General features: G+C 64.0%; 10 protein-coding genes. 4 read left to right on the plus strand and 6 right to left on the minus strand.

Translation table 11 applies throughout. The features are described from left to right. Positions 1 to 148: 148 nt before the first annotated feature. From AC3WLT_RS21500 to AC3WLT_RS21520, 5 genes are all read right to left on the minus strand, one after another. Positions 149 to 658, minus strand: a complete 510-nt coding sequence (locus AC3WLT_RS21500) for a disulfide bond formation protein B (RefSeq protein ID WP_492593707.1) — start codon at positions 656 to 658, stop codon at positions 149 to 151. Between the two features lie 128 nt (positions 659 to 786). Continuing rightward, positions 787 to 2,166 (minus strand): amidase, encoded by a 1,380-nt coding sequence (locus AC3WLT_RS21505; protein ID WP_492593708.1) that lies wholly within the window; start codon positions 2,164 to 2,166, stop codon positions 787 to 789. A 68-nt stretch (positions 2,167 to 2,234) separates the two neighbouring features. Continuing rightward, a complete protein-coding gene (locus AC3WLT_RS21510; protein WP_492593709.1) occupies positions 2,235 to 2,915 on the minus strand; it encodes a GntR family transcriptional regulator in 681 nt (226 codons plus the stop codon). Positions 2,916 to 3,044: 129 nt separating this feature from the next. Continuing rightward, on the minus strand, positions 3,045 to 4,394 hold the full coding sequence (locus tag AC3WLT_RS21515) for an MFS transporter (protein ID WP_492593710.1): 1,350 nt from the start codon (positions 4,392 to 4,394) through the stop codon (positions 3,045 to 3,047). 7 nt (positions 4,395 to 4,401) lie between these two features. Next, positions 4,402 to 5,088, minus strand: coding sequence for a DUF2848 domain-containing protein (locus AC3WLT_RS21520; protein ID WP_492593711.1), 687 nt, complete (start codon positions 5,086 to 5,088; stop codon positions 4,402 to 4,404). A gap of 208 nt (positions 5,089 to 5,296) precedes the next feature. On the opposite strand from AC3WLT_RS21520, the gene AC3WLT_RS21525 reads away from it, so the two are divergent. The 3 genes from AC3WLT_RS21525 (at position 5,297) to AC3WLT_RS21535 (ending at position 10,020) form a co-directional block, all read left to right on the plus strand. Next, positions 5,297 to 7,054: a cation:proton antiporter gene (locus tag AC3WLT_RS21525; RefSeq protein WP_492593712.1), complete on the plus strand. Its 1,758-nt coding sequence runs from the start codon at positions 5,297 to 5,299 to the stop codon at positions 7,052 to 7,054. Between the two features lie 150 nt (positions 7,055 to 7,204). Then, positions 7,205 to 8,776 (plus strand): gamma-glutamyl-gamma-aminobutyrate hydrolase family protein, encoded by a 1,572-nt coding sequence (locus tag AC3WLT_RS21530; protein WP_492593713.1) that lies wholly within the window; start codon positions 7,205 to 7,207, stop codon positions 8,774 to 8,776. A gap of 476 nt (positions 8,777 to 9,252) precedes the next feature. Continuing rightward, on the plus strand, positions 9,253 to 10,020 hold the full coding sequence (locus AC3WLT_RS21535; RefSeq protein ID WP_492593714.1) for a DUF2968 domain-containing protein: 768 nt from the start codon (positions 9,253 to 9,255) through the stop codon (positions 10,018 to 10,020). A 64-nt stretch (positions 10,021 to 10,084) separates the two neighbouring features. On the opposite strand, the gene AC3WLT_RS21540 is transcribed toward AC3WLT_RS21535, so the two are convergent. After that, positions 10,085 to 10,609 carry a GNAT family N-acetyltransferase gene (locus AC3WLT_RS21540; RefSeq protein ID WP_492593715.1) on the minus strand — a complete coding sequence of 175 codons (525 nt, stop codon included), beginning with the start codon at positions 10,607 to 10,609 and terminating at the stop codon, positions 10,085 to 10,087. A 302-nt stretch (positions 10,610 to 10,911) separates the two neighbouring features. On the opposite strand from AC3WLT_RS21540, the gene AC3WLT_RS21545 reads away from it, so the two are divergent. Beyond that, complete coding sequence (locus tag AC3WLT_RS21545) at positions 10,912 to 12,216, plus strand: MFS transporter (protein WP_492593716.1); 1,305 nt, start codon at positions 10,912 to 10,914, stop codon at positions 12,214 to 12,216. The last annotated feature ends 3 nt before the right edge of the window (positions 12,217 to 12,219 follow it).

Genomic DNA, 12,219 nt, shown 5'->3' on the forward strand with positions numbered 1-12,219 from the left:
GGAAGAGAGTGGGCCGGCGGGGGGGCGCAAAGCGGGATTGACGGCGGGATTCAAAGCGGGATTCGCTCGGGGCGGGTCGCATTAAAACACCGGGCTTTGGGCCAGCCGCAAATGCGGATGGCCCAAAGCCCGGTGCGAAGCCAAAGAATCAGCTGACCCGGTTGCGATTGCGGTACAGGCTCAGTGCCAGCGGCACGAAAGCCACCACGAACGCCACCAGCGACCACGCCGGCAAAGACAGACCGAGAATCGGCGGATACGGCGTTTCGCAAAGCCCGGCAACCTTGAACACACCCGGCAGCCAACGTGCGGGCGGCAAGCTGTCGACCAGCGGCTGCAGCGCGTCGAAGCCGCAGCTGAAGCCCGGATTCGCCTGAACATACACATGCCGCGCGGCCGTCACGATGCCGGCCAGCGCCGACAGGACGGCCATCGCTTCCAGCAGACGCACGCCGCGCCAACTGTTGAAGCGCGCGCCGAGGAACGCAAAAATCGCGATCAGCAGGAAGAAGTAACGCTGGATGATGCACAGCGGACACGGGTCTTCGTGCTTGAAGTACTGCAAATACAGTGCGCCGGCCACCAGCCCGACGCAGATCAGGCCAAGCAGAACCAGCAGGGAGCGCTCGCGGCGCAGCATTACGTTGTCATTGTTCATGGATCGTGTAGCTGTCGATGGACGGAAAAAACGAGAAAGGGCGAGTGCCCGCGATTCTAGCGCGAACCCCCGCCCTGACGCTCATCGCGCCTTCGCGTGCTTGTGCGTGCGTTTGCGTGTTCCCCGTGTCAGCGGATCGCCTTGAGCACCGCTTCGGCGCCGCGCCCGATGGCCAGCAACGCATCGTCGGCGTGCGGCGCGCCTGCCAGCATCAGGCCGACCGGCGCGTCGCCGCGCAGATGGCAGGGCAGCGACAGCGCGCAGGAGTCGAGGAAATTGAAGACGCTCGGGTTGCGCAGAATCAGCGCATTGGTGCGGCCAAAGGCGTCGTCGTCGTGTTCCAGATCGGCCACACGCGGCGGCACGACCGGCACGGTCGGCGCGACGACCGCGTCGAAACGCTGCCATAGCGTACGCGCAGCTTCGTCGAGCAGCGCCTCGCGTTCGGCGAGCAGATCCAGATAGTCGGTGGCGCTGGCCGGCTGGCCCTTCAGGATGCGGACCAGCACGCGCGGATCGTATTGCTCGCGATGCTTCTCCAGCAGCGGACGGTGCCATGCATAAGCTTCGATCGGCGCAAAGCCGAAGCGGTTGATTTCGGGCAGGCGGTCGAGCGGCGCGAAACGCACTTCGGTGACGATCGCGCCGGCCGCTTCCAGATGCTTGAGCGCCGTGTCCAGCGCGGCGGCGACCGCCGGTTCGACGCCGTCCGTCACATAGTTGGTCAACACGCCGAGGCGCACGCCTTCGAGCGGCCGGGCCGCCGGGATGCGCGGCTCGAGGCCGGCCAGCATCCGGTCGACCAGCGCGCAGCACGCCACCGAGACGCCGATCGGCCCGAACGAATCGAGCGTCGGCGAAAGCGGCACGCCGCCCTGTTTCGGGATGCGCCCGGCGGTCGGCTTGAAGCCGGTCAGGCCGCACAACGCAGCCGGAATGCGAATCGAGCCGCCGGTATCCGTGCCGAGCGCGACGGCAGCCATGCCGTCCGCCACCGACACCGCCGCCCCGGACGACGAACCGCCCGCAATCCGCTCGTCGCCTTTCACGCTGCGCTGATAAGGCGACAGCGGGTGGCCGTAATGCGGGTTCAGGCCGAGGCCGGAAAACGCGAACTCGCTCATATTGGTGCGCCCGACGATCACCGCGCCGGCCCGCTTCAAACGCGCGACCGCGACCGCATCCGCGGTGGCGGCGGGCGCGTCGGCCAGCGCGACCGAACCGGCGCGCGTCACCTGGCCCTGGATATCGAACAGGTCCTTGACCGACACCGGAATCCCGGCGAGCGGCGAGAGCACCGTGCCGGCGGCGCGCAGGCGGTCGTGCGCATCGGCGGCGGCGCGGGCGCTGCCGGCATCGACGTGCATGAAGGCGACCGCGCCCTGGCCAGCCGGATCGGCGATCCGGTCGAGCGCGGTTTCGACGAGCGCGCGGCTGGTGGTGCGGCCGGCGGCGAGATCGGCGGCAAGCTGGGCAAGCGGCGGGAAGGGCGTGAATTCAGTGGCCATGATGGTGGTCCAGATCCGATTAGGGTCGATTGGGGTCGATTGGGTCGGTCAGATTCGGTTAAATCCGCTTAAATCCGGTTGAATAGGGTCGCGCGGAACGCTTCGATATGCTTTTGCACCGATTGGCGGGCGCCTTCGGCATCGCGTTCGCGCAGCAGGCGGAACAGTTCGAGATGCTCTTCATGCACATCTTCCAGATGGTGCGGCTCGGACAGCGAAATGAACCAGAAGCGCAGCGACCGTTCATGCAACCCGCGCAGAATGTCGGCCAGCACAGGGTTGCGTGAAGCCGCTGAAATCGCCAGATGAAACTCGCGGTCGATATCCATCATGCCTTCGATATCGTGCGCCGCGACGCAGACCGCCGAGCGGTCCAGCAGCGCCTGCATCGCATCGTAATCGTGCGGCTGCGCGTGGCGCGCGGCCAGCTCGACGCAGTAGCTCTCGTTGACCAGCCGCACGTCGATGATCGCCAGCACGTCGTCGAGCGAGACCGGGCGCACCATGATGCCCTTGCGCGGCATGATGGTCAGCATGCCTTCGTGCACCAGCCGGTGCAATGCCTGATGAACGGGCGTGCGGCCGATGCCGGTCAGCGCCATCAATTCCGCTTCGTTGAGCACCTCGCTCGGCCGCAGGCGCATCGTGATGATTTCGCGCTTGACGAACGCATAGGCCTGTTCGGCGAGGCTCGCGCTGGCGGTCTCGCGGGTGGGCTTCGTAGGGCGGGCAGTCTGCAAAAGCGTCATGTGAAGAGGGAGCGGGCAATGTCGTCCGCATTGTAGAGCAAGGTTTTGCGCGGACGGCGTAAGCGCGAGCGCGCGAGCGGATCACCCGCGCCGTCGTTGCATCACGGCGAGCCGCCGCGTCACGACAGATCAGGCACGGCTCGGCGTGACCGCCACCGCGTGCTGCACCATGACGCGCGGCATCATCAGCGTGACCAGTCCGCCGACGATCAGCGCCCCCGCGATCAGCACCAGCCCGAAAGTCACGCTATGCGTCGCATCCTTGACGACGCCGAGCACATACGGGCTCACGTAGCCGGCGAGGTTCGCGATCGAGTTGATCACCGCGATACCCGCGACCGCCGCCGTGCCTTGCAGGAACGTGGTGGACATCGACCAGAAGATGCCGAAGCCCGCCAGGATGCCGACATACGCGATCGACAAGCCGGTGACGGCGAGTGCAATCGAGTTCGTCACCGAGGCGCTGCCGAGCAGGCCCGCCGCGCCGATGAAGCAGCACACCGCGTAATGCCAGCGGCGCTCGCCCGTGATATCCGACGAGCGGCCGATCAGGATCATGCCGACGCCCGCCGCCAGATAAGGAATCGCGGTCACGAAGCCGTTGCTGACGAGGTTGGTGACGCCGAGGTCCTTGACGATCTGCGGCAGCCAGAACGAGAAGCCCGCGTTGCCGGTGACGAGGCAAAAGTAGATCAGCGTCAGCAGCCAGAAGCGGCCCGAGCGCAACGCAGCCGCGAGGCTATGTTCGGCGCCGGCCGCTGCCGCCGCGGTGTTTTCTCGCGAGATGCGGTTAAGGATCACGCGCTTTTCGTCAGCGGTGAGCCATGCGGCTTCGGCGGGCGTGTTGCGCAGGATGGCCAGGGCCCAGAAGCCGGCGAGGATCGACGGAATGCCTTCGATCAGGAACATCCACTGCCAGCCGCGCAAACCGTGTGCTTCGTGCAGCGCCGACATCAGAAAACCCGACAGCGGTGCGCCGATGATGCCCGCCACGGGAATCGCCGCCATGAACACGGCGACCATCCGCGCGCGCCGGTCGGACGGAAACCAGAAAGTCAGATACAGCACCACGCCCGGCACCAGCCCGGCTTCGGCGACGCCGAGGAAAAAGCGCAGCACGTAGAACATCGTTTCCGAGCGCACGAACATCATCAGACACGACAGCAGGCCCCACAGCATCGTGATGCGGGCGATGGTGGCGCGCGCGCCGAATTTCTTCAGCAGCAGATTGCTCGGCACTTCGAATACGAAATAGCCGAAGAAAAAGATCCCCGCGCCGAGTCCGTACGCCGCGTTCGACAGGCCGAGGTCGCCGGTGAACTGCAGCTTCGCGTAACCGATGTTGACGCGATCCAGGTACGACAGGACGTAGACGAGAAACAGGAACGGCATGATGCGCCAGGTGATCTTGCGCAAGGCGGCGGCTTCGAGCAACGCGTCGGAAGAGGCGTCGGCAGCGGATAGCGAAGGGGAGTTCATGAATGCCTCATTCGACGATAGGAAGCGCTCGCACGCGATACGCGTGGCGCAGCGTGCGGTTCAGGACGGGGTCGTGCAGTTCGAGTTCGAGCGCGTCGCCGTCGGCCATCCCGACGATGCCGCCTTGCACCGTCAGCGTGCCGCAGAACATCGCAGCGCCTTGCGCGAGCGGTGCGCGTTCCAGCAGATCGGCGGCCGGCAGCAGGGAAGCGACGCTGCCTTTCTGGTAGACGCGCCGCGCGCCGTTGGCGACGGCATACGCGCGCAATTCCAGCTGATCCCAGTGGCCGGACACGTCCTCGAAGCGCCATGCATCGCGCGCGACCGGTTTCGGGCAGACCTGCTTGGACACGGTGACGCCGTAGGCCTCGACTTCGCGGTCGGTGTGATCGGAGCCGACGGTGACGAGCAGCCCGGAGTTCGAGCGCACCAGCACGCACTCCGCTTCGCCGCTGGATTTCACGCCGACCACGTCGATCTGTTCGGCCTGCGTGAGCAATTCCGCGCCAAGGCGGTAGAAGCATGGCGTGGTCGAAGGGCGCTTCACGCCGAGTTCCGCCAGTTCGGCGATGTGATGCTCGATGGCGGTCTGGTCGCGCCCGGCCCAACCGGCGATGGTCAGACGATTGACTTCGACGACATCGGCGCTGCCGCCGCCGGAACGCTCCACAACATTGAAGGACACCCGCCGCATCACTCGACTCCGAAGAAAATATTCGACAAATATTATTGTGATATTTCACATGCGTCCAGCGTGTCAAAAACATTCTGGCTGGCGACTCCGGCGATCCCTTAGGTATGACCAACCCGCGGTCCTGTCGGCATTTGCGCGTTTTTGGCGCGTCGCATGCGTGCGTTACACTGCGGTTTTTAACGCATTACTTTTTGTAAGGGACGCATCCATGCATCACGGCGTTGGCTTCATTCAGGATCTGGCGGTCGTGATGGCGCTCGCCGGCGTCGTCACCGTGCTGTTCCATCGCCTGAAACAGCCGGTGGTGCTGGGCTACATCGCCGCGGGCGTGATCATCGGGCCGTACACGCCGCCGTTCCAGCTGATCCACGACGAGCAGACCATCCAGACGCTCGGGGAACTCGGCGTGGTGTTCCTGATGTTTTCGCTCGGACTCGAATTCAGTCTGCGCAAACTCTTCCAGGTCGGCGCGACGGCGATCGTCGCGGCGCTCTCGGAGATCGTGCTGATGCTGTGGATCGGCTACGAGATCGGCAGCGCGTTCGGCTGGAGTTCGATGGATTCGCTGTTTCTCGGCGCGATTCTGGCGATCTCGTCGACCACCATCATCGTCAAGGCGCTCTCGGAGCTGGGCCTGAAGCGCGAGAGCTTCGCGCAACTGGTGTTCGGGATTCTGATCGTCGAGGATATTCTCGCCATCGCAATGCTGGTGCTGCTGTCCGGCATCGCGCAGACGGGGCAGCTGAGTGCGGGTGTGGCGGTGGTCACGCTCGGCAAGCTGCTGCTGTTCATGACGGTGTCGCTGGTGGTCGGCATTCTGCTGGTGCCGCGCGCCTTGAACTACGTGGCGCGTACCAGGAGCGACGAAATGCTGCTGGTGTCGGTGCTCGGTTTCTGCTTCGGCTTCTGTCTGCTGGTGGTGAAGCTCAATTACAGCATCGCACTCGGCGCGTTTCTGATCGGCGCGATCATGGCCGAGTCGCGCCATCTGCATCGGATCGAGCATCTGATCGCGCCGCTGCGCGACGCGTTTTCCGCGATCTTCTTCGTGACGATCGGCCTGATGCTCAACCCGGCCGTGCTGGTCGACTACGCATGGCCGATCGCGGTGATTACGGTGGCGGTGATCGTCGGCAAGATCGTCTCGTGCGGGCTCGGCACTTTTCTGGCCGGCAAGGATGGCCGTACGGCGATGCGGGTCGGCATGACCGTCTCGCAGATCGGCGAGTTCTCGTTCATCATCGCGTCGCTCGGACTGACGCTGAAGGTGACGAGCGCGTTTTTGTATCCGATCGCGGTTGCCGTATCCGCATTGACCACGCTCTTCACGCCGTACCTGATTCGCGCCGCCGATCCGCTGACCCAGCGCCTCGGCCGGGCGATGCCGCGCACGATCGCCAATGTGTTCGGCATGTACGGCCAGTGGCTGCGCAGCTTGAGCACCGGGAGCGGCGAGCCGACGCTGTTCAGCATGACGCGGCGGATCATTCTGCAGATTGCCGTGAATCTCGCGCTGGTCGCGGCGATTTTTCTGATCGTCTCGTATAGCGCGCCTTACACCAGCAACTGGCTCGCGCGCTGGCTGGCCTCCGAGCCGCTGCAGCGTGTCGTGCTGTGGAGCCTCGCGCTATTCGTTTCGATGCCGTTCCTGGTGGCCGTCTATCGTAAGACCAAGTCGCTCGCGTTGCTGCTCGCCGAGGTGAGCGTGCAGCCGGCGATAGCGGGGCGCTTCACGAGCGCGATCCGCTATGCGATTTCCGATCTGGTGCCGGTGGTCTCGATGGTCGGCGTGTTTCTGCTGGTCGCGGTGCTCTCGGGCGGCATCTTGCCGCCAACCGGCTTGCTGACCGCGGTGCTGATCTGCGCTGCGCTGCTGCTGGCGCTGCTATGGCGCTGGTGCGTGAAAATCCATGCGGCGATGCAGATCGCGTTGCGCGAAACCTTCGACGAACAACCGGATCCCTAAGCGATCCCTGGGCGATCACCAGGCCAGTCGGGCTTGAACCGTGGCGCAGAACAATGTGAGCAATTGTGTGCGGGTTTGCGGGGCTTGGCCCGCTGGCGGATAATCCGGGCATATTCATTCGTTCGCGTGGAAGGCGCCTGTCTGACTGTCATGAGCGAAAACAAACCTGAAAATGCCGGCAAGCCCGGCGGTCCCGCGCCGTCATCGGCGCCAACGTCCGGCGCAACCACGGGGGCGGCGAAACCCGACATCACGCTGGGTGAGCCGGCGGTCTCTCTGCCGATCTCCCACGAAGATTCCATCCAATCCCCGATCAAGGACGTAGTGACGCCGGCTGCTTCGTCCGGGTCGGACGAGACTGCGACGAAGGCTGCCACCGCGGCCGCAACGCCGGCTTCCAGCGCATCGCGTTCGACCGCACTGCCGGCTGATTCTTCAGCAAATGCGCCCGCTGCCGAAGAGGCGGCCGTGAGGTCGTCGACCGACGGGCCGGATAGCGCGGCGGTCGTCACGCGCACCGATCCGCAAACGGCGCAGCAACGCGCCGCGGCCGAAGCGCGCAGCTCGGCCGCAGCGTCGACCGCGCGTCAGGAGGCCGCCGTCCATGAGCGCGACGCACGCGATATGCGCTATGCCGCTACGCGTCCCACAACGCTGACGAGCAGCAAGTCGATTGCCGGGCAAGTGACCGTGCCGGCGGATGAGGCGGCAGTGGCGGAAGAGACGCAAGAGGCGGCAGCCTCGTCGGCGCGCCGGACCGGCTCGCCGCCGCCGGGTTTCGGCGCCGCGCCCGACTTCACTGCGTCGAACCCGCCGCCGCCGAATGCTTTGCCGCCGTCGCCGCCGCGTTACCTGAAGCACAACGATTCGGCGTGGACCGTATTCGGCCGCATCATGGCAGCGCGCGCGCGCCAATTGTTCGATCGCGCCGGGCAGCGGATCACGCAGCGCACGCTGCGCATCGGCGTGTCGGCGCGCATTTTCCATCCTGAGCCGGGCGCGAAGGGGCTGCGCGGCAAGACGCTGCAATACCTCGAGGAATCGGTTGCGCACTGGGTGATGTCGCGTGACGTGCTGGTGTTCATGATTCCGACGGTCGGCCATCAGGGCATGCTGCATCCGAGCAACATCCGCTTGCGCGACTATGCGAAGCATCTCGACGGCCTGCTGTTGCAAGGTGGCGCGGACGTCTCGCCGCAATCGTATGCTGAAGCCGCGACCAGCCACGAGTGGCCGGGCGACCGGGTGCGCGACATGTACGAACTCGAACTGCTGCATGAATTCATCGAGTCGGGCAAGCCGGTGCTTGGCGTATGCCGCGGCTGTCAGCTGATCAACGTGGCGTTCGGCGGCACCTTGTACCAGGATATCGCCACCGAGGTGCCGACCGCCGGCGCGCACGTCAACGAAAACTACGACCAGCATCGCCACGGTATTCACTTCCCGGACGGCTCGACGCTGGCGAATATGTTCCCGGGCCGCCGCGACGCGATTGTCAATTCGATCCACCACCAGGCGGTCAAGACGCTGGGCCGCGATCTGAATATCGAGGCGGTGTCGGCGTCGGACGGCATCATCGAGGCCGTGCGCTATCGGCGCGCGCCGTTCGTGATGGGCGTGCAGTGGCACCCGGAGTTTCATCGCGCGGGTGGCGCCGAGTTACTCGATTGCACGCCGTTGCTCGATACGTTCCTGCGAGTGGCGCGCGAGACGCGCTTTTAAAGCCGCGGTTTTAGGTCCGCGTTTTTGAAGCCGATGTGCACGAGGCGCCGCCCTGTCGTTGGGCGCGGCGTCTCGTGCAGCAATTGTCCTTTCGCTTCTTTTCCGCCTATTTTTCAGACCTGTCACCGGCAAGCTTTCGATTTGCCGTTCAATCGCATCCGCTTTAACAAGATAGTCAGGTATACGATATAACGCGCACCTCGGTCTATTCATCTATCTCTATATTGCGGTTCACGATTAGCGCTGGATTGGCGCGAATCCAACACGGATTGCGAGCATCCGCAGGAGTCGGATCGTTGCGTTTTGGGCGTCTGCGAAAGCGTTTATTGCGCGATTGATGGATTCACTTGGTCAAATCATTCGCTATCGATTTATCTCGATTTAAAGTACGGACGCGCGACACTTGAATGCTTCGTTTAATGACTAATCCGGGCGATAATCCACGGCTATTTTGGATTTGCATGGAGCACGCACGTATGAAGTATCCCTTAATTGTATGGCGCACCATGCTGCTCGCAACCTCGTGTGCGCTGTTGCAGCATGGTGGCCTCGTGCTGGCAGCGTCGAATGACGAAGCCGCGCCGCTGGTCGGCACCCGACCGGCCATGAATACGCTCACGCCGCAGCCGGTCGCCGCCGCGCTGCGCAGCGCAAGCTCGGGCGTATCGGCATCGGGCGTATCGGCATCGGGCGTATCGGCGTCGGGCATACCGGCCTCGGGCACGGCGGGCGATGCGCAAGGCCATGTCGCCGAATTGATGCAGATGATTCACGACGCGAAGCTGAGTGAACTGCGTACTACTTATAACGGCAGTTATGGTGCGAGTCTGTTTTTCTATCCGCAGGAAATGACGTACTACGTCGCGCTATTTCAAGACAAACATTTCTGGCGTGTGATCAAGTCGCAAGACATGGCGCGTGCCGAAGCGGTCTACGCCGGCTTTGTCCAGCAAACCGTGCAACTCGCGGATGTCGAGATTCGCCGCGCGCAATTGCAGGCGCAGAAGGCTTTTATCGAGGGCATCATTGCGCTGTCGGAAGATCGCGCGAAGCGGCTGCAGGCCGATCTCGACGTCGCTCGTACGCAGCAGGCCAAGGTCAACGATTATCAGCGGCAAACGCAGGGGGAAGCGGCGGCGCTGCACGCAGAAAAGGAAAGGGCGCAGGCGCAGTTACGTCAGGTGCAAGGCGAAGTGACGCAGTTGCAGCGGCAGACCGAGCTGGGATTGCCGACGCAAAAGTAGGTGGGAGCGCATAAAAAATCCCGGCAATGGCATTGCCGGGATTTTTTTACGCCGCGCGCCAGTTTTATCGATCCAGCCGGTACACATAGCGCAACGCAGTAATATCCACGCCGCCCATATGATCGGGTTCGGCACCGACGAACTGCCAGCCTTGCCGTTCATAGAAGCCGATCGCCGCCGTATTGCCTTCGAGCACATATAGATATAGCTGCGTCTCGCCTTGCGCACGCGCCCAGTCTTCGGCGGCGCGCATCAGTAGTTTGCCCACGCCGATGCCCTGATGCCCCGGCAGCGTGTGCAGGTTGTCGAGCAGCACGCCCCACGCCGACTCCGGTTGCCGTTCGACGCACACGAAGCCGATCGGCTCGCCCGCGAGTTCGGCGATCAGCACGACGCGGCGCTCGCCGCCCGGTGCGCCAAGACGGGCTTCCCAGTAGGCGGCGCGCTCCCCGGTGACTTCGCCGTCAAGGAACGCGTCGGGCAACAGACCGCGGTAAGTGGCCTGCCAACTGATGCTGTGGATCGAAGCGATCAGCGCGGCGTCCGCGAGGGTCGCGGGACGCAGCGAAATAGCGTGGGCAGTGTGCATCGGGATGGCAATCAACGGAAATGTTCAACTGCAAAGTGTACCGCGCGGGCCGCACGGCGGAGTTTGTAATGAAACTGTATGTTTTACGCGACAGCTGCGGGAGCTGTAGCATTGCGTTCTGCGGGCTTCGCACGATTCGCAACGTTTACCCTGATATCGCAGTCATGCGTTTGGCCTGAAAATGCGCGCCCCCGGCGCAGCCTTTCATTCTGCCCGTGGCATCCGCTTGCCGACCGCAGTGGATCGTTTCAACTGCCTGATCGCCGCTGGTCCGTGTGGCGACGGGCTTTTCAGAGAGTGTCATGTCTACCGCGTCACCCGCCAACCCAGCTTTGTCCCGAGAATCCAAGGTCAAGACAGTTTTCCGCGTGGTCAGCGGCAACTTTCTTGAAATGTACGACTTCATGGTCTACGGCTATTACGCATCCGCGATCGCCAAGACCTACTTCCCGAGCGGCAACGAATTCGCCTCGCTGATGCTGTCGCTGTCCGTGTTCGGCGCGGGCTTCCTGATGCGGCCGCTCGGCGCGATCGTGCTCGGCGCGTACATCGACCATCACGGCCGCCGTAAGGGCCTGATCCTCACGCTCGGCCTGATGGCGCTCGGCACGCTCACGGTCGCGTCGATTCCAGGCTATGCGACGATCGGCGTGCTCGCGCCGGTGCTCGTGCTAGGCGGCCGGCTGTTGCAGGGCTTCTCCGCCGGGGTCGAACTGGGCGGCGTCTCGGTGTATCTGTCGGAGATCGCCACCAGGGGCAACAAGGGCTTCTATTGCGCGTGGCAGTCGGGCAGCCAGCAGGTCGCCGTGGTGTTCGCCGCGCTGATCGGCGTGTTGCTCAACAGGTTTTTGCCGGCCGACCAGATGACCGCCTGGGGCTGGCGCGTGCCGTTCCTGATCGGCTGCCTGATCGTGCCGTTCCTGTTCCTGATCCGCCGTTCGTTGCAGGAAACCGAGGAGTTCGCGGCGCGCAAGCATCATCCGGGCATGGGCGAGATCCTGAAGACGATGGCCGCGAACTGGGGCATCGTGCTGGGCGGCATGGGCATGGTAATCATGACCACGGTGTCGTTCTACATGATCACCGCGTACACGCCGACCTTCGGCAAGGAAGTGCTGAAGCTGTCGTCGATCGATACGCTGGTCGTCACTGTCTGTATCGGCCTGTCGAATCTGATCTGGCTGCCGCTCGCGGGCGCGCTGTCGGACCGCATCGGCCGTCGTCCGGTGCTGCTGGCGTTCACGGCCCTGACGATCGTCACCGCCTACCCTGCGCTGCAATGGCTGGTCGCGGAACCGTCGTTCGCGCGGTTGCTGGCGGTCGAATTGTGGCTGTCGTTCCTGTACGGCAGCTATAACGGCGCAATGGTGGTGGCGCTGACCGAAGTGATGCCGGTCGAAGTGCGCACCGCCGGCTTCTCGCTGGCCTACAGTCTCGCGACCACGATTGGCGGCTTCACGCCGGCCATCTCGACGCTGCTGATTCACACCACCAACAACAAGGCTGCCCCTGGCCTGTTCCTCGGCGTCGCGGCGATCTGCGGCTTGATCGCCACGCTGGTGCTGTATCGCACGCCGGAGTCGCGCAATCAGTATCGGGCAGCATAGCGT

Source organism: Paraburkholderia sp. FW306-2-2C-D06C (assembly GCF_058781505.1).

Bases quoted from the DNA above. Each gene is read 5' to 3' on its own strand.
- AC3WLT_RS21500 (WP_492593707.1), bottom strand. From the start codon at position 658: ATGAACAATGACAACGTAATGCTGCGCCGCGAGCGCTCCCTGCTGGTT.
- AC3WLT_RS21505 (WP_492593708.1), bottom strand. From the start codon at position 2,166: ATGGCCACTGAATTCACGCCCTTCCCGCCGCTTGCCCAGCTTGCCGCC.
- AC3WLT_RS21510 (WP_492593709.1), bottom strand. From the start codon at position 2,915: ATGACGCTTTTGCAGACTGCCCGCCCTACGAAGCCCACCCGCGAGACC.
- AC3WLT_RS21515 (WP_492593710.1), bottom strand. From the start codon at position 4,394: ATGAACTCCCCTTCGCTATCCGCTGCCGACGCCTCTTCCGACGCGTTG.
- AC3WLT_RS21520 (WP_492593711.1), bottom strand. From the start codon at position 5,088: ATGCGGCGGGTGTCCTTCAATGTTGTGGAGCGTTCCGGCGGCGGCAGC.
- AC3WLT_RS21525 (WP_492593712.1), top strand. From the start codon at position 5,297: ATGCATCACGGCGTTGGCTTCATTCAGGATCTGGCGGTCGTGATGGCG.
- AC3WLT_RS21530 (WP_492593713.1), top strand. From the start codon at position 7,205: ATGAGCGAAAACAAACCTGAAAATGCCGGCAAGCCCGGCGGTCCCGCG.
- AC3WLT_RS21535 (WP_492593714.1), top strand. From the start codon at position 9,253: ATGAAGTATCCCTTAATTGTATGGCGCACCATGCTGCTCGCAACCTCG.
- AC3WLT_RS21540 (WP_492593715.1), bottom strand. From the start codon at position 10,609: ATGCACACTGCCCACGCTATTTCGCTGCGTCCCGCGACCCTCGCGGAC.
- AC3WLT_RS21545 (WP_492593716.1), top strand. From the start codon at position 10,912: ATGTCTACCGCGTCACCCGCCAACCCAGCTTTGTCCCGAGAATCCAAG.